The organism is Cellvibrio sp. ARAG 10.3 (genome assembly GCF_051846955.1).
Classification (GTDB): domain Bacteria; phylum Pseudomonadota; class Gammaproteobacteria; order Pseudomonadales; family Cellvibrionaceae; genus Cellvibrio.
Genome location: NZ_JBPYCU010000003.1, coordinates 206738 through 230021, shown reverse-complemented (window position 1 = coordinate 230021; position 23284 = coordinate 206738). Strand labels below are relative to the sequence as shown.

The window sequence follows — 23284 nt, the reverse complement described above, 5'->3', positions numbered from 1 at the left end:
TTCGAAAACGCGGTGAATACATCCCTGTAGCTCCCTCACGTCGTCCTTGACGTGAGGGTTTCGAAACATCCCCACCTCACGTCAAACTCACATTTCAGTGGCGGCGAGAAAACTCAGCGATTTTCCAGGCGGTTGTAGTCAAGAATGCCGGCGTCGTTTGGTTGGGTTGCGCGGTAGTAGGCGTGGATCTCGTCGCTGATTTGCCAGAAGTCCGGATCAGTGCGGCGAATACCGTAGTGATCGCGCAGGCTATGGTAATCAGCCTCACTGGTTAATCCCTGAATACGTTTGACGAAATCCGGTAACTGTTTTTCACTCACCAGCATAAATGCATTGGGGTAGGCGCCGATGATGCCGCGTACCAGGGTAATGTCGTCTTCGTCGGGAACGCGGCGATGTTCTTCGCGAAAGAGTGATGACAGGTTGGTGTAGGCGTTGTTGTGCAGCAGGGTAAACACGCCGACGTCGGGCACGCGAATGAGGGTGGTTTGGGGCAGGAAGCTGATGGGTTTTCCGCTGGCCGCATGTAATTGCTGTAAGGCATCCTGAGTCGCTTGTGGCAAACGCGTGCTGGCAATGTCGTGTTGATGGTTGAGCGCGGGTTGCAGGTGCGTTTTTAACAGGTTGAATAATTCTGCTTTGGGTTGATCCGTTTTATAAGGAATCGCATTTTTTACGTGCAGGTTTTTTTGGTACAAGCCCAGGTATTCGTGCACTTCCTTTTCGGCATCTCTGTACCAGAAGGCCAGCTCGGCCTGGCGGGTTTCCGGTGGTAGTAAATCCAGAAAGGTAATTTCCCCTTCCATGCGTAAAAAGTCCATGTACAAACGGCTAAGTAATTGATGCGATAGATTGCCGTACACATCGAAGCCGGCCACCAGTAAATAATGAATGCGTTCGAGTAGCGGATAACCGATAACCCAGGCGGTCTTCGGGTCTTGTCCGATCAAGCCTTGGTTGACGCTGGCGCTGTCGCTGTGGCGAAACACGGTCAGTGCGGCATTCTGATTATTACCGTCGCCATCCCAGATCATATCGAGTGTAACCGCGCCCTGGCGCTCCACTTTTTCCTGCACATAATTGGCTTTGGCTACCAGGTAATCTTTTTGCAAACTGGAATAACGCGACCAGTTGGTCATGGGCAACAAGGTACTGCCGACGGACGCGGGCAATTGCAGGTGGTTGCTGTTTTGCGCGAGGAACATGGCATCCAGTTCGGAAGACATCAACTCCGGATCGACAAAGAATACCCAGAAGTGATCCTGGATAACATTGAGCGCAACCTGGCCACGACACACCGGACCTTTAATAAAATTCATGATGGTGAATTGCGCTTCATCCAATAAAAAGCGATAGCGCGAGCCCACCGGCAATTCCATAAAGGTGGCGAAGGGATTGGCAGCGGTATCCGGGTGATAAGAGGGTAATTTGCTGACCTGATATTCCGTATCGTAAAACCAGGTTTGCCAGTTTTCTCGACGCGCACTGCTCAAAGCGTAAGGTAGAAAGTTTTTTGCCACAATGGTGGAAGGGTCGCGCCAGAAGCGGTAATAAACCCGGTCTACCCCCGGATCATCGAAGGGGCGGCGCGTGCTGATGCGCTGGATCGGTTCCCCCGGCGGCGTGCTGGAACGCACCAGGCGAAAGTAGTCCTGCGGCGCTTCTTCAAAATACAGATGCGCCAGAAATAAATGTTCAAACAGATAACGGTTAACCAACTGTGACTTGATGTCATCCCCGTTTAAAAAATCTTCCCACTCGGCAATTACCGCAGTCAATTGCGCAACCATCGGTTTTGCGGCGCCCGGCTGCGCACCTTCTGCCAGCCAGCGCATCAGCAGGTTATATTCATCCTGATCCAGGCCGGGTAAACCGTAAGGCATGCCCCATAGTGGATATTTTTTTTCATACTGTTCCATAGAGTCCAGCTTGGGGCATTGCTGGCTGCGATTAAGTTCGAAGGTAAAGCTGTCGGGCAGGATGGCGGTTGTCGGGAGTGGATGTTGTTGTTTCAGCATCAACATGCGCGCCATGACGCTGCCGCTGATATTGGCTTCTGCCACATTCATGCGTTCATTCAATACCGGAAAAAATCCCTTGTCCCGCCATTCCTGCGTGGTGGTGGCGTCTTCAAACAAACGCGTGAGATTGGCTGCGAGCAAACGCGAACCGTCGTAGACTTTGTCTGTGCTGGCGCCGCGCAGCAAGCCTTTGTAGGACTCCAGCTTTAATTGGCACGGCGCGTCGTAACAGGCGTGGCAAACGATACAGCGCTGCTCGAAGATCTGTTGTACATCGGCATGGTAATCAATGCCGGTGCTGGAGGGCTGAGGCACGTATTCGCGTGGCTGGGGTTTGCCATAACGTTGATCCCAAAAGGAACCGCCGATAACACTACAACCGATAACGAATAAGGAGAGCAGCAACATACTGCTGCGCGAACAGGAACGGAGAAAACGCATGAGCAATAACCTAGTGGTGATCCGGATGGCCATCTGGACAGTACGGCGTTAATTGTGTCATAAAAATCCTGTGGACAACGTGCTGATCAACACAGAGCGGAGCGCGAAGGGAATACCGACAGCTACGTTAACTAACACCTTCGGCGGCGGAGATCGGGAATATCATGATAAACGTTGCACCGACACCCAATTGCGATTCCAGGCTGATTTTACCGCGCAGCTTTTGTGTCACCAGGTTGTAGACAATAGATAACCCCAGGCCGGAGCCGCCGGTTTTGCGTGCGGTGGTAAAAAAAGGCTCAAAGATTTTATCCTGGATCTCCGGCGCAATGCCGCTGCCGTTATCGCTGTAACTTAAATGCACCTGGCCATGTTGCACCGCCACATGAATGTTGATTTGCCCTTGTTCCCTATCCGCAAAACCGTGGTGAATGCTGTTGGTGACCAGGTTGGTAATGATCTGTGCAATGGCTCCGGGATAGCTGTTCAGGCGAATGGGTTCATCGCTGGCGTAATGGCAGCTGAGTTGGTGTTGCTTCAACAAGGGTTGCAAGCTTTTGATGATGATATCGAGGCAATTATTCAGTTCAAACTCTTCTTCTTCGGATGAGGTTTGAATGGCGCCGGTCAGTTTAAAATTCTGCACCAGGTTAGCGGCGCGATTCAGGTTGTGCGATACCAGCGCAATGCCTTCTGTCAGCGATAATAGAAATTGTTTGAAATCATCTTCGGCCAGGTCGCCCTGGGTATAGAGTTTATGCACCCGTTTCAATTCACTTTCGCAATGCGTGGCCGAGGTCACGGCGATACCGAGCGGTGTATTGATTTCATGGGCCAGACCCGACACCATGCGTCCTACCGATGCCAGTTTTTCACTTTCGATCAGTTTAGCCTGGGTATGGGTCAGGTTGCGCAATGCATTCTCTAACCACTCTGTGCGTTCTTTAACTTTTTCTTCCAGTTGTTCGTTGCTGCGTTGTAACTGTTTTTCGTAATTATTGCGTTGCTCTGCACTCAAGGCGCGTCCGTAGAGATCTGCCAGCGCACTCACAAACGCAACTTCATCTTCAGTCCACACCCGGGTTGGCCCCTGATGCTCACAGCAAATAATGCCGGTCATTTCGCCGCGATGATGGATGGGGGCGTCGAGCATGGCGGTGATGCCCAGGGGCCTTAGATACACGGCGCTGAACTCACTGGTACTTTCATCGCTGTGGGCATCGTGAGCGACAATCGCACGGTCTTGATCGAGCGCGGCGAAATAGCGCGGATAATCCTGGCGGTAAAGTTGCGGTGTTTCAGCATGTGGGTTCGCCTGGTCAATCAACAGGCGGCACACCATGGCGTGGCGATCCTCTGACAGTAACCAGATGCCAGCCCTTTTTATCTTTAAACCTTCAATAACCGAATTAAGAATCAGGGAATTGGCTGCGTACAGATCACCGTTATCAATGACTTTGGATTTGGAAACCTGGTGAAGAATATTATAAAAATTATGCGTCATGGCGACTCGGATTAGTCCGGCAATTGCCGGCGGATGGTTTTAAAGGTATCAAATAGTTCGAGCGCCGCATCCACCAGTTTTGGATCAAACTGACGGCCACGTCGCTCGCGAATATAAGTGCGAATATCGGCTTCATTCCAGGGCTTTTTATAAGAGCGTGTTGAGCCGAGCGCATCAATCACGTCAATGATGGCCACAATCCTGCCTTCAAGGGGAATCGCTTCACCGGCCAGGCCGCGTGGATAACCATTACCGTCCCAATGTTCGTGATGGGTGTACGCAATGCGCGCACCCATCTTGGCGATAATCTGGTTGGAATTTTTTAATAATTCATAACCGATGGTGGCATGGGTTTTCATGGTTTCCCACTCTTCCGGATCGAGCTTACCCGGCTTGTGCAGGATACTTTCAGGAATACCGATCTTACCCACATCGTGTAGCGGTGACGCATAGCGCAGGGTTTCTGCATACTCGTGAGACATGCCGATCTTCAGCGCCATCAGCTCGCACATTAACGACACGCGCCGCACGTGGGCGCCGGTTTCCTTGGAACGCTGTTCAATCGCATCGCCGAGCACCAGCAGCAATTCTTTTTGTGTTTCCTGCACCGTTTCGCGCGCCGCAAGGTTTTGAAAGATCAGGGTGATGTTGGCCGCAAACAATTTCAGGATATCTTCCTGAACGTCGCAATCCGGCTGGCGAAACTGCGTATACAGGACACTTTCAGTGCGCGGGTTGGTATTGTAATAAGCGAGAAAAACACCCTCGCCGCTGAAAGATGTCTTGCGCTCCAGGGTTTGCAGGATCTGATCTTTGATCGCTTCCGGGATAATTGACGTATCCCAACGGTTGTAGAGTTCTACCGCAGCACCGGTGGCCGCGAGTAAACGGATTTCGGTATCGCCATACAGATCTTCATGGCGACTGACTAAATACATTTCGGTCGTGTCGATCCCGAGTAACTGGATCATATGTTCCAGTACGGCGTTACCAAATTGGTGCAAGGTCTGGCTGAGCAGCACCGAATCCGAGGCGGTAATTACCTTGCGCATACCGCGCTGGCTGGCCTCGATGGTAATGATGTCGCGATAGGAGCGAATGCAGGAATAGGTACAGGTTTTAAGTTTGGTGTCAGTGAGTTCGGTTTTGCTTTTGTAATCGTTGATGTCGTAAGTGCGGATCACCGTTTCTTCCGGTGATGACCCCGGTTGTCCGGTGCGCAGCACGATACGGGTGGTGTGATTTTGCAGTTGGTTGCGTATCTGGTGAATCAGGTTGAGGCCGGCATCGTCCTGCTCCATCACGACATCGATAAATGCCAGGGCAATGTCAGGATGGTCCTGAAACAGGCGCAAGCCATCGGCAGCACTGTAAGCACTGAGAAATTCCAACGGAATATCATCGATGCGCGTGTTGCCCAATACCAGCTTGGTAACGGCATGGACCTGGCGCTCATCGTCGATAATCGCGACCTTCCAGCTGCGCACGCTCTGCGGCAGGCTGGCGGAGGTAATGTGGGTGACGGTCTTGGGCGATTTTTTTAAAAATTCCATTTGTACTGCTCTCACTTGCAGATCGTTGTTCACTGAGTATAGAAGACTTCAATGTCATTGCTGGCGAATGCCTTATAACTTTTTGCTAGCGGCGAGGTGGTAGATAACAACAGCTATTTTTAACAATTGAGTTGATATCACACGGTTTGACGCCATGAATAACCCTTTGGCAGTTATAGCTACAAGGTATATCAGCCGCGATGAGGCTACACTGACGAAAAACCTTGCCAGGAAACAGGAGAAGAAAATGTCGAAGTCCCCGAATCATCTGCGCGACCCCTCCTCCCATTTGATTGTGCGCAATGCCACATTGCAGGATGTGCCGGCCATCGTGGCCTTGTCGGAGCGTGTTTACAAACCCTTGCAGATGGAAACCTATACCCCGGCGGCGGTCACCGGGCAGATCAACAATTTTCCACGCGGGCAAATCGTGGTGCTCGTGGGCGAGAACCTGGTGGGTTATTGCGCGACCTTCCGTATCGCCGAAAAGATTGCGATGAGGCCGCACACCTGGAATGAGATTACCGGTAATGGTTATGCCTCGCGTCACGATATCAACGGTGATTGGCTTTACGGCATGGAAGTGTGCATTGATGACAGTTGCCGCGGTTATCGCATCGGCCAGCGGTTATACAACGAGCGCAAAAAGCTGTGTCAGTCCCTGGGTTTAAAAGGCGTGGTGTTTGCAGGCCGTTTGCCGAACCTGGCCAAGCGCATCAAAAAAATGAAAACCGTTGAAAATTATATTGATCAGGTCGTGCATAAAAAAATCAAAGATCCGGTGTTGTCATTTCAATTGCGCAACGGGTTTGAAGTGATTGGTGTCATTGAAAATTATTTACCGGACGATACCCAATCCATGGGCTACGCCGCGCACCTGATCTGGCGCAATCCCAAGGTGCGACTCAAGGAAGAAAAGCCGATTAAAAAGTTCGGTGTGCACATGCCCGATACGGTACGTATTGCCACCGTTCAGTACATGTTGCGCAAGGTCAGTTCCTTCAGCGAATTTATCAAGAATATTGAATACTTTGTGGATGTGGTGGCGGACTACAAAAGTGATTTTGTGGTGTTTCCGGAATTGTTCACGCTACAGTTGTTATCCATCGAAGACCAGGAATTATCACCCTTTGAATCCATTGAAGCGCTGACCAAATACACGCCGCGCTTCAAAGAAGCCATGCGCAATATGGCATTGAGTTACAACGTGAATATCATTGCCGGCTCGCACCCCACGCGTGTTGAAAATGGACGCATCGAAAATATCAGCTACGTGTTCCTGCGCGATGGCCGCATGTTTGAGCAACCAAAAATCCATCCCACGCCCAACGAGCGTTACTGGTGGGATATTGAAGGCGGCAGCACGCTGAACGCGATTGATACCGACTGCGGCCCGATTGGCGTCCTGGTGTGTTATGACTCGGAATTTCCCGAACTCGCGCGGCACCTGGTAGACCAGGGCGTGCAGATTTTATTTGTGCCCTTTTGTACAGACGAGCGTCAAAGTTATTTGCGCGTCCGTTATTGCTGCCAGGCGCGGGCGGTGGAAAACCAGATTTATGTGGTGATGTCCGGCAACGTCGGCAACCTGCCCAATGTGGCGAACCTGGATATTCAATACGCGCAGAGTTGTATCCTGACGCCTTGCGATTTTCCCTTCGCCCGCGACGGTATCGCCGCTGACACCACACCCAACGCCGAGATGGTCGCCTTCGCCGACCTGCGCCCGGAGACCTTGATCATGGCGCGCAACAGCGGCACGGTACAAAACCTCAAAGACCGCCGCCATGATTTATATCGGGTGCAATGGAGAGGGGACAAAAAGAAATGAAACCCTTGTTGAAATATGTCCGATCAACCGGCTGCTTATGACATCGGCCCGCCCTGTCTCTCTCGCCGATATCGCGCGCGAATCCTACATCTATATCGGGGCCGGGGCGGCCGTGCTTCGGCAAATGATGCACCCTGCGGTAGGTACTGGTGTGGCTGAACATAGTGTGACGCTAACCCAGCCCTTGTCGCGCTTGCGCAGCACCATGGATTACATCTATGTCGTGGCATTGGGGACAGACGCTGAGCGCGCGCAAATTGCGCAGAAAGTAAATCGCGCCCACGTGCCGGTACGCTCGGAAAATTACAATGCTTTTGACCCGCAATTGCAACTCTGGGTCGCTGCCACGTTGTATAAAGGCAGCGTCGATTTATTTGAATTATTTAATGGTCCGTTGGATGAAGAAAGTCATACAAAAATTTATCAGCAAGCGGCAGCATACGGCACCACATTGCAAATGAACCCGGACATGTGGCCCGCAGATCGAGCGGCGTTTTCTGTATATTGGGAACAGTCAATTGCCTCGTTTACTGTCGCGGAACCAGTGCGTCAGTACGTGCAGCAACTGTTAAACGGCGGGGCGGCACCCTGGTATGTAAAAATCCTGATGCCGCTGCAAAAATTTGTGACACGGGCGCTTCTTGAACCTCGCGTGCGCGAGCAGTTCGGGTTGAACTGGAGTGCGCGGGATGAAAAACGGTGGCGATTGATGCTGCGAACGGTGCGGTGGCTTTATTCCATCACGCCCGTCACCATCCGCCATCTTCCCAGCCGATTACATTTGCGCAACTGGCGCAAACGACAAACCAACCCAAGTAGGTCGCATTAGCGGCAAAGCCGCGTAATCCGACATCTGCCTCGAACTCTCAACCACCATACTTCCGACCTAAACCTCCACCGGCGTATCCGGATGACTACCCCATTCCGCCCAGGAACCATGATAGCCCCGAATATTCAACCCCAACGCCTTGCCCACCAGATACGTGAAGCCGGAGCGATGGTGACTTTGGCAATGGGTGACAATACGTTTATCTGCCGTAATGCCTAAATCCGCCAGGTATTCCCGCGCGTCTTCGCGGATGCGCAGGCCATTGTCCGGGTCCATCAGGTTGGTCCAGTCACAATTAATTGCGCCGGGGATATGACCGAGCTTGGGCGTGCTGCCGCGCTGGCCGTGGTACTCCGCGGGGCTACGCGCATCCCATACCACAAAATCGGCTTTATCCAGATCGCACAGGATGTCGCGCACCTCAATCACCACATTTGGGTCGAGGGTCACGCTGACCTGGCTCGGTTTGACGGCGGGAATCTCGGTGGTCAACGGCAGTTTTGACGCCTTCCAGGCGTGGATGCCGCCGTTCAGGTAGGAATAGCGCTTGTGACCGATGGCATCCAGGGTCCAGATAAAGCGTCCGGCCCAACCACCGCCTTCATCGTCATACACCACGACGTGGGTCTCCGGTGTTAAACCTAAAAAGGAAAACAATCGATTCAGTTGATCCACACCGGCAATCTTGCCCGGTACTGGCGGCTGGTTGCACAACAAGAGTTGCGGCGGTACATGTACAGCGCCGTCGATATGGCCCTGCTGGTAGGTCGCGTCACTGCTCAGATCCACCAACAACAATTGATTGGGTTGAGCCAGTAGTGCCGCCAATTGGGTCGGCTCAATCACAAAGGGTAATGCGGCCATGGAAAAGCTCCTTGATCGTGGAAAAACGGACACACCGGTTCAAGCCTGATCCAGCGTGCTCAAGATATAACGATAACTGTCCATACGTGTCTGGCTGATGTCACCCGCCGCCAGCGCCCGCAAGATCGCACAGCCCGGCTCATGGCGGTGGCTGCAATCGCGGAATTTGCAGTGGCCGATAAACGGCCGAAATTCCACAAACCCCTCCAGCACCTCGTCGGCCTCCATATGCCAGAGGCCAAACTCACGGATGCCGGGAGAATCAATCAAATGACCGCCACCGGGAAAATGAAACAACTGGGCGTTGGTGGTGGTATGGCTGCCCTGTTGCCTGTCGGACAGCTCACCCACGCGCAGGTTGCAGTCTGGCAAGAGCGCGTTGACGAGGGACGATTTGCCGACCCCCGATTGCCCGACAAAGACGCTGGTAAAGTCGGCGAGATAGCGCGTCAGCTCATCCAGGCCGGTGTTCGTCTTGGTCGATACTTTAAGCACCTGATAACCCAAGCGGCGATAGGTTTGTTCGAGATAAGTGATCTTTTCGCGCGTCGCATCATCAATACGGTCCACTTTATTGATCAATACGGCCGGTTCGATGCCGATGCCTCTCGCCGCCACCAGGTAGCGATCAATCAGGTTGGCGTGAGGTTCTGGATAGGGGGCAACGACAATAATGATGCGGTCGATATTGGCGGCGATGGTCTTCATATCACCATGGGGATCAGGCCGGCACAATGCCGACTCGCGTGGCAACACCGCCACCACCACGCCGTAAGGATTACCATCGCGCCACACCACACGGTCGCCGGTCACCAGCGAACCGAGGTTACTGCGAAAATGGCAGCGTTTATGCGTGCCCGCATTGAGGCCCTCGGTGGCTTCCACCACCACCTGGGTGCCGTAGTGGGTAATCACCAACCCGTGCTCCTCCGGCCCCAGCTCGCCCTCCGCCAGATGCTCATCCGCCAGACTATCGCGCCGCGCCGCGCGTGCACTGCGCTCCGCCTGGATCTTTTCAATGCGCCAGGACTGGCGCCGGGTGAGTTTGCGTTTGCTCATCAGCGAGTTTCATTACCGGGTTGTGAGGACAGGAGTGACACGTTAATCTGGCCGGCAATTGTGCCCTATATATGAAGGAAAAAACCATGAAACCACTTAAAAACTACCTTGCTCGTGCCGGCCGCGTTAAATTTGGTCTCAGGATGCTCATTTACACGTTGTAAACTCCGCTCCCTCGACCAAATTTGCCTTGCCAGCCCTTCACCGTTAACGTTTTTAAGAGGTTTCATAAATGCAAAACGAAAACAACCTGATCTGGATCGATCTGGAGATGACCGGGCTTGATCCGGATAAAGACGTGATCATCGAAATCGCCACCCTGATCACCGACGCCGACCTTAACATCCTTGCCGAAGGCCCCACCTATGCCGTCCATCAACCCGACAGCATCCTCGACACCATGGACGAGTGGAACACCAACCAGCACGGCAAATCCGGCCTAACCCAACGGGTGCGCGACAGCAAGATCAGCCCGCCGCAAGCCGAAGCGGAAACCATCGCGTTTCTGGAGCAATGGGTACCCAAAGGCAAGTCGCCCATCTGCGGCAACTCAATCTGCCAGGACCGCCGCTTCCTCGTGCGCGGCATGCCCAAACTCGAAGCCTACTTCCACTACCGCAACCTCGACGTCTCCACCGTCAAAGAACTCGCCCGCCGCTGGCGCCCTGACGTACTCGCCGGCGTAAAAAAATCCAGCGCCCACCTGGCACTCGACGACATCAAAGACTCCATCGCCGAACTGCAACACTACCGCGACACTTTCTTTAAACTCTAAACCGTGCGGCTTCGCACTGGTTACCGTAATACATCCCGTAGGTCGGATTAGCCGCAAGGCGTAATCCGACACTGCCCTCGAAAAACACTCACCAATAACAAATCTCTCAACGCCTCACAAAATACCGCGATATTTTCTCGCCATTAACTTTATTCGTTATATGTACATAAAAGTCATGTTCTTCTTCAGATTCATCCGTATCGCTTTTGTTTACCCTGCTCATATAAATTAAAACTTTCTCATCATTATGGATGATGAGTTTGTTGGCGCCTTCTTCGCCCGGAATTTTATAGCAGCCAAGGTGAGTGTTATCAAATGAATCAATGCATATGCTATGGTCTATATACTTATTAATTTGATTGGTGGCATGCTTTTGCGCTTCTTCTATAAAAAACACTATTGGTAATATCAGCGTTAGAAGTAATACAGAGCCTAAAACGAATGTGATGCCAGCAGGTGTGAACGCCTTTTCTATGGATTCAAAAAACACGTAGAGATTGCTGTTTTCAGAGATCCGCTTGGTGCGATTAGATTTTTTACTGGGTATGATTCTGTTCTTTTTGAATAGAATGAAAAAAATAAATAAAAACAATAAACAGCAAAAAACAGCCCAAGCCCACTTTAATGGTTTAAAGGCGCTTAAAAACATCCATACATTGCTCAGTTTGCTAGAAAATATTGGCCGACTATAAATCTCTGGTCCAATTCCAAATGATGCCAAATAGGATGCATCATAAAACCAATAAAAAATTTTTAGTAAAGGTATCGATAAGATAAGTAAGAAAAGCGAAATGGCGAGTTTTATATAAAAATTAGCTTGTATAAATTCTTTAATGGAATTAAGTATTTGCATGGGGCACCATTTAGCTCAAATAAAAGAAAGCCTCATCAAGCTTGCGTTTTACCTTATCCTGTAAAATCCCATTTTTTAGTAGCAACTTAAATTAAAGGTTTGCGGCGTTTGATTTTTGGTCAAACATTCCAAAGACGTTCCGCTATTCCGGTTTGCTGAATCATGCAGAGTATTTTCTCGTTGAAGCTGAGTTTCATTTTTGGTTATCAAAGCTAAACCAGACCATTTTCCCGGCGTTGGGAAGGTGGTCGGCTATGATGGGGCCATACGGCTCACAGGCAATTTATACTTTACACATAGCCAAGCTCTTTCAAGTAACCTGCCATTCCCATTGCCAACTCATCCATAGATAACCATTCTCAGTGGTGACATTTACGTATATTTGTCACCACGATTCAAACGACACGATGTGGTGCTGGCAGACGACCAAAGCCTCTTTGCCTACCCTTAAACCTTCCCGCCCACACCTTTAAATTTCTCCACAAACGCGGCGATCTTTTGGAAAACGCTCTGCTTTTTGGTCAGATACTGCGGATTCAGCGGGCTCATCTTGGGCAGGATGGCGTTCAGCTCTGTGCCTGCATCGCTGGCATACTCACGTTTGAGCGAAGTGGTGATATAGCGCCGGGCCTCCTCTGCATTGAGGCTTTCGGCATGGATCAGCTCTTCCGCCTCGCGCTGTTGCTCGGCTTGGGCGAAGGCAAAAAACGCTTCAATCACGCTGGCTTTGTCGCCTATCTGATCCAGGTCGGTTTGGTTGATAAAATCCACCACTAAGCTTTCTTTGGCACGGTTGCCTAAGCTAGCACGAATGACTCGGCGCACTTCGTCAACCAGATCTGCTTTGCTTTTGTTCTTTTTGTTGTGCTCGAAGATCAGCTCCAGAATGTAATCGAGGTTGATCTCTTGCGACTTGAGCAGGTCCACCTCAAACACAACATCGTCCCAGTCGATGGTGGATTTATCTTTCTCCTCCGCGGACTTTTGTCGCCGCTGCCAGTCGCGGATGTCGTTGTAGGTCGAGCGATAATCCTGAACCTTGCGTTCGGCAGGCAGGCGTATAGTTTGTAATTCGGCCAGCTTTTCATCATCCAGATAGTGTTCGGCTTTAAAGGCTTCGACTGCTTCCGGGTCGTTCATATCCAGGTTTTGTAGCGCCTTCAAGCTGGCAAACTCATCGTAGTTTTGCAGGATATTTTCTACGCGCAGGTATTCGCCAAAGAGTTTGGCAAAGGCTTTTTTGTCTGCTTCCTTTTCAATGTTGGAAGGATCTGGGAAGCGCTGCTCCAACTCGCTGACGACTTCCATAAAACCGCGCCGCGCTTCACCGGTCACCACATCGGTAAAGCCCTCCATGTATTCTTTGTAGCTTTTCTCCAGCACCACATTTTTGGTGTTTTTATCGCCAAACAAGGTAATGGCATCGACGGTGGCCTTCTCCAGATCACGAAAGGTCACGATATTGCCAAAGGTCTTGGTGGCGTCATAAATGCGGTTGGTGCGCGAGTAGGCTTGCATCAAACCGTGGTAACGCAGGTTTTTATCGACAAACAAGGTATTCAGTGTTGGCGCATCGAAGCCAGTAAGAAACATGCCCACCACAATCAGCAGGTCGATCTCTTTGCTTTTAACCCGCTTGGCCAGGTCGCGGTAGTAGTTCTGGAAGCCATTACTGTCAACACTGAAATTGGTTTTGAAGAAGGCGTTGTAATCGCCAATGGCAGCACTTAAAAACTCCTTGGCGCTGGAGTTCATCGCCGACACTTCAAAGCTCTCATCCGCAATATCACCGATGGCATCCTGCTCTTCGTTAGCCGCAAAGGAGAAGATGGTGGCAATTTTCAGGGGCTTATTTTTTTCGGCAAAAGGGCTGCTCGCTTGTAGCTGATTAAGGGTTTCGTAATACAGTTTGGCCGCATCCACGCTGCTGACCGCAAACATAGCATTAAAGCCTTTGGCGTTTGCTTGTAGCCGGTGTGTCTTTTGACGAAAGTTATTTAACACGTACTGCGATATTTCACGAATCCGCTCTGGGTGCAGCAAGGCCTGTTTATTTTCCAGTGCACTTAGCTTTTTCTCATCCTGCTCGGTTTCTATTTGCTTAAATTGCGGGCGCACATCGTTGTAGTCCACCTTGAACTTGAGCACCTTTTCGTCGCGGATGGCATCGGTGATCACGTAAGAATGCAACTCTCGGCCAAACACGCTGGCGGTGGTTTCGGCACCCAAGGCGTTTTGCGGGAAGATAGGCGTGCCGGTAAAGCCAAACTGGTAGAAGCGCTTGAATTTCTTATTCAGGTTTTTCTGTGCCTCACCAAACTGGCTGCGGTGACATTCGTCGAAGATAAACACCACCTGCTTATTGTAGATGGGTAGATCACCTTCGCTCTTCATCAGGTTATTGAGTTTCTGAATGGTGGTGACGATGATTTTGTTGTCGTCTTTTTCGATATTGCGCTTGAGGCCGGAGGTCGAGTCGGAACCATTCACGCTGTCCGGCGAGAAACGCTGGTATTCCTTCATGGTCTGGTAGTCGAGGTCTTTACGATCGACCACAAAGAACACCTTATCGATAAACTCCAGCTCCGTCGCCAAGCGTGCCGCCTTAAAGCTGGTTAATGTCTTGCCAGAGCCTGTGGTGTGCCAGATAAACCCGCCGCTTTCGGGCTTGCTCCAGTTCTTGGCCTCAAACGAGCTTTTCACCTTCCACAAAATGCGCTCGGTGGCGGCAATCTGATAGGGACGCATCACCAGCAGCGTATCGCTGACATCAAATACCGAGTAATGCAACAGCACATTCAACAGGGTGTTTTTCTGGAAGAAAGTGGCGGTAAAGTCTTTAAGGTCTTTGATCAGGCTGTTATCGGCTTTCGCCCAGTTCATGGTGAAGTCAAAGCTGTTTTTATTGCGCGCTGTGGTATTGGCAAAATAGCGGCTATCAGTACCGTTGGAAATCACAAATAACTGCAAATACTTATACAGCGAGTTTTCGCTATTAAAACTCTCTTTGCTGTAGCGATGCACCTGATTAAAGGCTTCGCGAATCGCCACGCCGCGCTTTTTCAGCTCAATTTGTACTAGCGGTAGGCCATTCACCAGAATGGTCACATCGTAGCGGTTGGCGTGGCTGCCGGTTTGCTCAAACTGCTTGATCACCTGCACCTTGTTGCGGGCAATGTTCTTTTTATCTACCAGATAGATGTTTTTGATGCGGCCATCGTCAAACACAAAATCGTGGATATAGTCGTCGTGGATTTTGCGGGTTTTATCGACAATGGTGTCGCTGGGCTTGTCCAGATAGGTCTCGACAAAGCGCTTCCACTCCCCCTCTAAGAACTCCACGCTATTCAGTGCTTGCAGTTGTACCCGCACATTGGCCAGCATGGCTTCCGGGTTATTCAGCGCAGGCAAGTATTCATACCCTTGATTGACCAAATCCTGAATCAGCTCGCGCTCAAGATCGCCTTCGCTCTGGTAGCTTTCGGCCACCTTCCATTCTTTGTTGTATTTATCCAGAACAATAAAGTGATTGGATTCGGCAATGGTTTTGTAATCCGTCATTGGTCGTTATCCTTTTTTTGCAGCAGCTTTTTCACTTCACGATCAAAGTCAGACTCAATGCGCTGCTGTTTGTTAAATTTTTCGTATTCCGCAAAGGCTTTCGATTCAGCGTTTTGGCGAGAAACGGTGCCGTAGCCTTCCAGAATCTGATACTCATTAAACGCTAAAAATTTGTTCACACTCTCGGCGAAACTTTCCATGGTAAAGGTATTACGCCGTTCGATAATGCCTTCGATATAGTCAAAAAATGCCGATACCGCACGCTCGAGTTTTTTGATTTCATCTTCACTCAGGTAGTTTTTCGCCACTGTGGTATCCGACTTCAATACGCGGCCAGCGGGCGCATTTTTATAAGTGCTCATGCCCATTAAGGGTTTGCTGGCATCGGCTTTGAGCGAAATTATCTCGGCAGCCGTATGGCCGGTAATGGCAAAATGGAATTTATCCTGCACATGGGCGTAAAACTGCTGGGTGGTTTTGGATTTGGGGTCGTAGTCGATGCTGCACTCAGCAAATATGTCGGTAATCTGCTGATAGATGCGCCGCTCACTGGCACGAATGGAGCGCACCCGCTCCAGCAGCTCGCGGAAGTAGTCTTTGCCAAAGAAACGGCCATTTTTCAGGCGCTCATCATCCATGGCAAAGCCCTTGATGATGTACTCCTTGATGAGCTGGGTGGCCCAGATACGAAACTGAGTGGCTTGCGCCGAGTTGACCCGATAGCCCACGGATATAACCGCATCCAGGTTGTAGTATTTTACCTGCTGGGTTTGGGTCAGGCCCGTCACGGCGCCGTGTTCAGTGGTATTTTCCAAAATGGAAACAACCACTTCCTCCTGTAACTCATTGCTTTCAAAGATGTTTTTCAGGTGCTTGGAGATGGCAGGCACACCCACACCAAACAGCTCGGCCATGCGCTTTTGGGTCAACCAGAGGGTTTCGCCGCTCAGCAGCACCTCCACTTTCACCTCGCCCGTGGGCGCGGTATAGAGCAGAAACTCGGTGGTTTGGTCTTGTAGGCTCAGATTAGGCATGGCGTTATCCTTTTGGCTCCACGGTGGCGCTGGCGGCAGGCTCTGCCTGCTGCCAAAAGCCGTAATTGGTAACCAAGTGGTTCAGTAGCAAGCCTACCGTATTCTTTTCAGGCCCACTGGGTTCGGCGACGACTTCATTCGATAATGTTGAATGACTGGTAAATTGAATAATGCGGTTTAAATATGCCTGCTTGTCATCGGGCAAGAGTTCTGACCATTTTGGATAACCCAGAAAGCTCGCCGTCTTTTCATACAGGTTACGCAACAGCGTGAAATGGTACTTCTGCACAGTGTTGTCAGCGATGGCTTTTTCCAAGGTCTGCTTCAAATACAGGTGGTAAGAGAAGCTCTTGTTGGAATCGCCATGCTTATCCAGCAGTGCAAAGGTGCCATCTTCAAACCGCTCCAACAAATAACAGGCTTTGCTGTTTAGCTCGTTGTAGAGCACGTTATAAAAAAGCGGGCTGTGCGTAGTGATAATGAACTTCAAATTAGACTTGCTGGACTTGATCAGCCCAGCCAGATTAACAGCCAGTTCGATCAGGTGATTTTCATCCAGTGAGCTCACCGGGTCATCAATAAACACATACTCCAGCTGATCAAATTGCCTGGTCTCACGATTCTCGGGTTCTGCAACGTTGAGGATGGTAATCACCTGATCCAACAGCGTGTAGAAAACACTCCAGATAAAGTTACTTTCTTCGCCCTTTGAAATTTTCAGCGGCTCCGTGCTTTTATCGTCACCTCGTTCCAGGGTAAAGGTGACTTCGGCATAGTCTTCACTGAAATGCGGGGTTAACTTGTCATTGGTGAAGTGCTGGAAGTACTTAACGATATTCGCATCTTGCCCCAGGTCTTTCAGCAAAGTGAGCAGCCAGTCGGTATAGGTATTCGGCTGAATTTTCAGTTTGGGGGCAGCATCCTCTTCTAAATCGTTATCCCAGTAAAAGAGATCTTCGGTAAAGGCGTTGTAGTAGAGGATTTTCTCCCGTGGCGAAATGGCTTCGTCATCATCGCCATTGCCTTTGGGTGCAACCAGTTGCTTAAACTCCCGAGACAGGCGGGTTTTGCCCGTGCCGTTGAACGCGTAAATTAGCTGTACTTTCGGCACTTGCATGACGACTTCGACCTCGGTGGTCTTCTTATTCTTCACCGTCCTTGGCGCATTTAACTGCTCCGCAATCTCTTTTAGCGTCTTGCTCATATCAGGCTGCCACCTCTGCATCTGGCTTAGAGAAGCTCAGCAGTAGATCACGGTAGTACTCATATTGCTTCTGGCGCAGCTCGATTTCGCGGGGCAGACCTTCGTTAATGGAGCTGGTTAGCGCATCGAATTTGTCGAGGATTGAAACGATTCGCTCTTTTTCTGTTAGCGAGGGGTTTGGTATACGGATGCTTTCCAAGTTTTTCTTATTCAGCTTCGGTTGTGCAGCGCCAGAAATATAGGGTGTCAAATCAATACTATTCAGGTAATACTCAACGTATCTTCTCTCTGCATAGGTGTCGAACTTAAGCACATGGGCATGATTGTTAACCCAGGTTTTGCCGCTGATACTAAATGCTATTGGTGTATTTCGCGCCAATAAATTTGCACCATCTTCAGAAACGAGCAAAAAGTCGCCATCGAAAATATAGTCTTTAACGTAATCGACAATTCCAGATGCACCGTAATACGGAATATTTCCTGCTTCCCTCAAGCCGCTCGTGATTGGCTTTCTTTTTGAGTCGAGGTTCTCGGCCAGTTCCCCCAACGTCTTCCACTCCACTTCCCCTTCTTCAAAACTCAACAACTGGTCGCGATAGTGGTTGTATTGTTTTTTGCGCAGATTAAGCTCGGCGGTCAGCTCGGCGGTCAGCTCGGCGGTCATGGCGGTAAATGCGTCCAGAATGCGAACGATTTCGGCCTGGATTTCCAGCGATTTTTTGGGGTTGTCTGGGCAGGGGATGGGGATTTTTAAACTCTGGATTTTTCCAACAGCCAATCCCGGTTGAGCAGATTGTGAGGCATATTGATTAAGGTTCATTAATGTTAGCAAATGAAATGCCCAATCAACGTTTATGCCATGACTTGGCGTAACAACGACCGCATGTTCTGTTGCATAAAACTTTCCCTGTGTTCGCTGTACATTTCCGCATAACGCACCTTGCCGACCGATGAGCAAATGCTTTCCATCATGGCTATATTTCGCAACAAAGCCACGAACCCCATTTCCACCAAAACAAGGATATGGATGTTCTTTGCTGGCATCATCCATGATGTTGCTTGCCGAAATATGTTGACCAGCTCGCATATGTACAACATCACCTAGCGCCTTCCACTCCACATCAACCCCATCCAGAAGCTTTTCCATAAAGCTTAGATTGCTCATGCGTCAGGCTCCTCGCCCTCAATCTCTGCCACAATCGAATCAATGTCTTGGCGCAGCTGGGTAATCCTAGAGACGGTGGTCTTTAGCTCGGCATTGAGTTGGACAATATCTACCACTTCGCGGGTGTCTTTTGCTTCTACATAGCTGGAAACCGATAGGTTGTAGTCGTTGCCTGCAACCTCTTGGTAAGGCACCGAGCGGGCAAGGTGATCGACGTTGGCTTTGCTGTCAAACACCTCCATGATCTGCTGGATATGGGTATCCGTCAGAATGTTGTTATTGGTTTCTTTTTTAAACAAACCACTGGCATCAATAAACTGGGTATCGGTGTTAGTTTTGTTCTTGGCCAGCACCAGAATATTCACGGCGATGGTCGTACCAAAAAATAGATTTGGCGCCAGCGAGATCACCGTTTCCACAAAATTGTTATCCACCAAATATTTTCGGATTTTCTGCTCGGCACCGCCACGGTAAAAAATACCGGGAAAGCAAACAATCGCAGCCCGGCCTTTGCTCGAAAGGTAACTGAGTGCATGCAGCACAAAAGCAAAATCCGCTTTGGATTTGGGTGCGAGCACACCGGCGGGCGCAAAGCGCTCATCGTTAATTAAGGTTGGGTCGTCGCTACCGATCCACTTTACCGAATACGGTGGGTTGGAAACGATAGCATCAAAGGGTTTGTCATCACCAAAGTGAGGGTCGGTTAAGGTATTGCCTAGCTGAATATTGAATTTGTCATAGTTGATATTGTGCAAGAACATATTCATGCGGGCGAGGTTGTAGGTGGTGTGGTTAATCTCTTGCCCGAAGAAGCCCTCTTCAATGATGTGCGCTTCAAAATGTTTTTTGGCTTGCAGTAGAAGTGAGCCAGAGCCCGCAGCGGGGTCATAAATTTTGTTAACACTGGTTTGCTTGTGCATAGCTAGTTGGGCAATAAGCTTGGAAACATGCTGAGGGGTAAAAAATTCACCGCCCGATTTACCAGCATTGGCAGCGTAATTAGAAATTAAAAATTCATAGGCATCGCCAAACAGGTCGATATGCGCCGCATCAAACTGACCAAAATCCAACTCACTCACGCGCTTAAGCACATGAGCAAGGCGCATGTTTTTGTCTTTGACTGTATTGCCTAAGCGGTTGCTGGTGGTGTCAAAATCGGCAAACAGGCCTTTGATGTCTTGCTCTGATGGGAAGCCATTAGCGGAGGTTTCGATTTCGGCAAATATTTTTGCAAGGTCGGTATTTAGGCTTTCATTGCTGTTGGCGGTTTTGGCGACATTGTTAAACAACTGGCTGGGGTAAATAAAGTAGCCCTTGGTTTTGATGGCATCGACTTTAATTTCTGGCGTGATCACACTATCGGGCAATTCGGCATAGTTGATGCTGTCGTCACCACCTTCGATGTAGGCGGCAAAATTTTCGCTGATAAAGCGGTAAAACAGGGTGCCGAGGACGTATTGTTTGAAATCCCAGCCGTCTACTGCGCCGCGTACATCGTTGGCAATGGCCCAGATCTGGCGTTGCAGGGCGGCGCGTTGTTGTGAGCTTGTCATGCGTTCTTCCTGTTTTAATTCATGTGCATCGTGTAAGGGCGACTTTTGGCTGGCCAAGCATTATGCCAGCGACTCTGATGATGCTTGCGTCAGCTCAAGCAAGTCGCCCACCTGGCATTCAAATAGCAGGCACAGCTTTTCTATGGCTTCGAGATCCACTTTTTGGGCCGTCTCTTTATAAAGCAGCGTGACTGTGGCGCGGCTAAGGCCGGTTTCTCTTGCGACGTCGGCAATACGCATCTTGTGCTCGCCCATCATGCGGGCGAGATGGCAGCGGATCATGGCTGTGCCTCTAAGAGTCTGGTTTTTGATTAACACCGGAGCTTACCACGGATTTGATATTTGCCTAGCATTTTGCGAGTTGAAATTAAATTATTGGGGCTTGATTCGGAAAACCAGGCTAAAAATCTGTCGGATTACGCGGAGTTGCGCGCCCTATGCTCAATTACGCAAGCCATGCGTAATTGTGCGTAACTCTGGGAGAAATAGCCTATTTCTTGCGCCGTATGTGAATATAAGCTACTTTTTTACATATAAGTAGTTACTGTAGAGTATATTCACATGCTGCTATCAGATATCGGCCATCTCATTCGCCAAGAGCGTCGCCGGGCCGGTTTAACCGCGGAGGCGCTGGCGGAGTTGGCTGGGGTGGACAGGACTACGTTGTCCAAGCTGGAAAATCAGCGCCTGGCGGAGCTGGGTTACAGCAAGCTGGAGCGCTTGCTGAGCGTATTGGGGCTGCGTCTTCAGGTGGTGCCTGCGGGTTTGCCGACCTTAAAGGAGCTGCAGCGTAATAATGAGGTGGACGAATGACGGTACAGCGGGCGCAGGTGAGCATGCAGGGCCAGGTGGTCGGTGAGTTATTCAGCCCGCCTTTGCCGGAGCCGTCGGTTTTTATGTATGGCCAGCAAACGCCGGAGGCGCATGCGGTATCCGTGACCATGCCGGTCAGTGGCCAGGTTTATCACTTTCATGGGTTGCACCCGATCTTTGCGCAGAATCTGCCGGAAGGTTATCTCGGCGATGTATTGCAGCGTACGCTTTCCAAATTGCACGGCGCCGGTGAGCTGACCTTGTTGGCTGCCTTGGGACGTCATCAGGTGGGGCGTGTGGTGGTGTCCGATCCATACGCGAAAACGGACGATGAGTTATTTGCAGGCGAGTCGCTCGAACAATTAACGCGCTCAACGAACACGGCGCTGTTTGAAGAGCTGGTAGAAAAATATGCGTTGCGCTCCGGTGTGTCGGGCGTGCAACCCAAGGTGCTGGTGCCCGCCTTGGCCAGTGAGCGCTCCACCTTAAAGACCAGCGGTTTTATTGTAAAAAGTTGGGGCGATGATTATCCGCAACTGGCCGCCAATGAATATTTTTGCTTGCGGGTGGCGCAGGAGATGGGGCTGCAAGTGCCGGATGTTGCGGTGTCGGATGATGGCAAATTGCTGGTCATGCAACGCTTTGACCGCCTGGCAGATGGTTCCTGGTTGGGTTTTGAGGATGTTTGCGTTTTGCAGGGGCTGCGCCCTGAGCATAAATATCAGGGCAGTTACGAAAAATTACTAAAGTCTTTGATCACTTACGTGTCTCCCGCCGAGCAAGTTAAAGTGCGGCGGGAATTCTTGAGTTCTCTGCTGGTTTCCTGGGCCGTTGGTAATGGCGATGCGCACCTGAAAAACTTTGGCATCTTGTATGATCAGCCTTTTGGTGTGCGGAAGCTTGCGCCGGTTTACGATATTGTCTCAACGGTGGTTTATCTTAAAAATGATGTGCCCGCGCTTACCTTGGCAGGAAGAAAAGTCTGGTGGGCACCAGAATATTTGAGAAATTTTGCGCGTGTTGATTGTGGACTGTCGGAAAAGGACGTGGACGCATTGTTAAAGCGGTTGATCAAGGCGTTGGGAGATGTTGCCGTGGAGATAACACATTACATTGATCGGCATCCGGATTTTGCTGAAGTAGGCAGTGCGATGCTGGCGGTATTTCGTAACAGCGTGAAGCAGCTTGATAATAAATAAACCCGGCCTCTGCCGGGTTTATTTATGGCAATTAAAATCTTAATGCAAGTCCCAATGTGTAAGCATCCAGATCATCTGTCGAAGCAAAAGCAGCATTCGCACTCAATTTATCCGTGAAGAACTTCCGCGCGCGTATTTGATAGCCGTCGCTGCCGCCACCGAAAACGTAGCCAGCGCCGATACTTAAGGTTCTTCCAAAATATACGTCGCCCGCGAATGATTGGGTTGAATCATCCTCGTAAGAGTTGTAGCTGCTCTCAAGATTTACTGTTTTGCCTAATATCTCAGTGACATACTTTGCATTCAGGTCCCAACGCTTATCCACCTCGTTGTCTTCGTAAATACTTGTCCAGACTAACAAGCCATTGATAGGGGTAAGGCCTATGGATCCTTGCCACTGGGTGTCGTTGGTTCTGTCAGTGAAAGTTTCTACGTCCGGATTTATGTAGCCTTCTTCCATATAGTAGGAGATGGTTCGAGATCTCTCTTCTGAGCGAGTCACCCCGGCCGCTAGATAAAACATGCTGTCCGGAATGAAGGCTTGAACCATGACGCCCATATCTTTTTCATCGAAGGAGGTTTCGTAGCTATAGGTACTACCGAACGCTTGCAACTGGCCGCTGTTTTTCCAGTCCTGGCGGATATAACTAATATCAATGCTGCTGGCTTTTTCCAGAAAGGCTGCTTCCGCCAAAGGATGATTGGTGGCCGTTACCGGAGAAAAATAGTAACTGCCCCCTGCCATCCAGGCAGAACGGTCAGAATCGAATAACTCATTCTCCGAATCCAGATAACCGAGTCTTACCTCAGAGCGGTAGGTTTGTGCGGTGGATACTTCAGCCGCCAAGACAAGGGTAATGGCCGAGCCGAGCAGGTAACTGCGCATGAAAATCTCCTTAATTCATAAAAGATAAGTGCCCTTCCGGGCGGCGCGCAGTTTACCTTTGAGAGTATAAATTGTCATGAAATAAAAGCGGGTATAGCTGTATCCTTGGGTATTGGGAATATAACTTTTTGCAGTTCGG

At 50.2% G+C, this 23284-nt stretch carries 18 protein-coding genes; 5 read left to right on the top strand and 13 right to left on the bottom strand.

What is annotated here, in order from left to right; all coding sequences use genetic code 11:
• Nucleotides 1-113: 113 nt before the first annotated feature.
• From ACSV5M_RS05635 to ACSV5M_RS05625, 3 genes are all read right to left on the bottom strand, one after another.
• Nucleotides 114-2462, bottom strand: a complete 2349-nt coding sequence (locus ACSV5M_RS05635; RefSeq protein WP_439174632.1) for a fatty acid cis/trans isomerase — start codon at nucleotides 2460-2462, stop codon at nucleotides 114-116.
• Between the two features lie 127 nt (nucleotides 2463-2589).
• A complete protein-coding gene (locus ACSV5M_RS05630) occupies nucleotides 2590-3966 on the bottom strand; it encodes an ATP-binding protein (RefSeq protein ID WP_439174631.1) in 1377 nt (458 codons plus the stop codon).
• Nucleotides 3967-3977: 11 nt separating this feature from the next.
• Nucleotides 3978-5519, bottom strand: coding sequence for a DUF3369 domain-containing protein (locus tag ACSV5M_RS05625; protein WP_439174630.1), 1542 nt, complete (start codon nucleotides 5517-5519; stop codon nucleotides 3978-3980).
• Between the two features lie 247 nt (nucleotides 5520-5766).
• On the opposite strand from ACSV5M_RS05625, the gene ACSV5M_RS05620 reads away from it, so the two are divergent.
• Entirely contained in the window at nucleotides 5767-7350 is a 1584-nt protein-coding gene (locus tag ACSV5M_RS05620; RefSeq protein ID WP_439174628.1) for a nitrilase-related carbon-nitrogen hydrolase, read from the top strand.
• Between the two features lie 37 nt (nucleotides 7351-7387).
• Nucleotides 7388-8179: an oxygenase MpaB family protein gene (locus ACSV5M_RS05615; RefSeq protein WP_439174627.1), complete on the top strand. Its 792-nt coding sequence runs from the start codon at nucleotides 7388-7390 to the stop codon at nucleotides 8177-8179.
• A 57-nt stretch (nucleotides 8180-8236) separates the two neighbouring features.
• On the opposite strand, the gene ACSV5M_RS05610 is transcribed toward ACSV5M_RS05615, so the two are convergent.
• Nucleotides 8237-9043, bottom strand: a complete 807-nt coding sequence (locus ACSV5M_RS05610) for a sulfurtransferase (protein WP_439174626.1) — start codon at nucleotides 9041-9043, stop codon at nucleotides 8237-8239.
• A gap of 39 nt (nucleotides 9044-9082) precedes the next feature.
• Nucleotides 9083-10102 carry a small ribosomal subunit biogenesis GTPase RsgA gene (gene rsgA / locus ACSV5M_RS05605; protein WP_439174625.1) on the bottom strand — a complete coding sequence of 340 codons (1020 nt, stop codon included), beginning with the start codon at nucleotides 10100-10102 and terminating at the stop codon, nucleotides 9083-9085.
• Nucleotides 10103-10334: 232 nt separating this feature from the next.
• On the opposite strand from rsgA, the gene orn reads away from it, so the two are divergent.
• A complete protein-coding gene (orn, locus tag ACSV5M_RS05600; RefSeq protein WP_439174624.1) occupies nucleotides 10335-10877 on the top strand; it encodes an oligoribonuclease in 543 nt (180 codons plus the stop codon).
• Nucleotides 10878-10983: 106 nt separating this feature from the next.
• On the opposite strand, the gene ACSV5M_RS05595 is transcribed toward orn, so the two are convergent.
• The 7 genes from ACSV5M_RS05595 to ACSV5M_RS05565 all read right to left on the bottom strand — a co-directional run bounded on the left by ACSV5M_RS05595 (nucleotide 10984) and on the right by ACSV5M_RS05565 (nucleotide 20529).
• The gene (locus tag ACSV5M_RS05595) at nucleotides 10984-11730 is read right to left on the bottom strand and encodes a hypothetical protein (RefSeq protein ID WP_439174623.1); all 747 of its coding nucleotides are present in this window, start codon (nucleotides 11728-11730) and stop codon (nucleotides 10984-10986) included.
• 447 nt (nucleotides 11731-12177) lie between these two features.
• Nucleotides 12178-15291, bottom strand: coding sequence for an HsdR family type I site-specific deoxyribonuclease (locus tag ACSV5M_RS05590; RefSeq protein ID WP_439174622.1), 3114 nt, complete (start codon nucleotides 15289-15291; stop codon nucleotides 12178-12180).
• The gene (locus ACSV5M_RS05585) at nucleotides 15288-16325 is read right to left on the bottom strand and encodes a virulence RhuM family protein (RefSeq protein WP_439174621.1); all 1038 of its coding nucleotides are present in this window, start codon (nucleotides 16323-16325) and stop codon (nucleotides 15288-15290) included. The genes ACSV5M_RS05590 and ACSV5M_RS05585 overlap by 4 nt, the downstream gene beginning before the upstream one ends.
• 4 nt (nucleotides 16326-16329) lie before the next feature.
• Entirely contained in the window at nucleotides 16330-17529 is a 1200-nt protein-coding gene (locus tag ACSV5M_RS05580; protein WP_439174619.1) for an anticodon nuclease, read from the bottom strand.
• Between the two features lies 1 nt (nucleotide 17530).
• The gene (locus ACSV5M_RS05575; RefSeq protein ID WP_439174618.1) at nucleotides 17531-18694 is read right to left on the bottom strand and encodes a restriction endonuclease subunit S; all 1164 of its coding nucleotides are present in this window, start codon (nucleotides 18692-18694) and stop codon (nucleotides 17531-17533) included.
• Nucleotides 18691-20247 carry a type I restriction-modification system subunit M gene (locus ACSV5M_RS05570; protein ID WP_439174617.1) on the bottom strand — a complete coding sequence of 519 codons (1557 nt, stop codon included), beginning with the start codon at nucleotides 20245-20247 and terminating at the stop codon, nucleotides 18691-18693. Before ACSV5M_RS05570 ends, ACSV5M_RS05575 begins: the two co-directional genes overlap by 4 nt.
• Nucleotides 20248-20307: 60 nt before the next feature.
• Nucleotides 20308-20529: a helix-turn-helix domain-containing protein gene (locus ACSV5M_RS05565; RefSeq protein WP_439174616.1), complete on the bottom strand. Its 222-nt coding sequence runs from the start codon at nucleotides 20527-20529 to the stop codon at nucleotides 20308-20310.
• 279 nt (nucleotides 20530-20808) lie between these two features.
• Between ACSV5M_RS05565 and ACSV5M_RS05560 the strand changes: the two genes are divergently transcribed.
• Together ACSV5M_RS05560 and ACSV5M_RS05555 are read left to right on the top strand one after the other, a co-directional pair.
• Nucleotides 20809-21060, top strand: a complete 252-nt coding sequence (locus ACSV5M_RS05560) for a helix-turn-helix domain-containing protein (protein ID WP_439174615.1) — start codon at nucleotides 20809-20811, stop codon at nucleotides 21058-21060.
• Nucleotides 21057-22259, top strand: a complete 1203-nt coding sequence (locus ACSV5M_RS05555; RefSeq protein WP_439174614.1) for a type II toxin-antitoxin system HipA family toxin — start codon at nucleotides 21057-21059, stop codon at nucleotides 22257-22259. Before ACSV5M_RS05560 ends, ACSV5M_RS05555 begins: the two co-directional genes overlap by 4 nt.
• Before the next feature lie 31 nt (nucleotides 22260-22290).
• Here ACSV5M_RS05555 and ACSV5M_RS05550 read toward each other — a convergent pair whose 3' ends face one another.
• A complete protein-coding gene (locus ACSV5M_RS05550) occupies nucleotides 22291-23145 on the bottom strand; it encodes a putative porin (RefSeq protein ID WP_439174613.1) in 855 nt (284 codons plus the stop codon).
• Nucleotides 23146-23284: the final 139 nt, after the last annotated feature.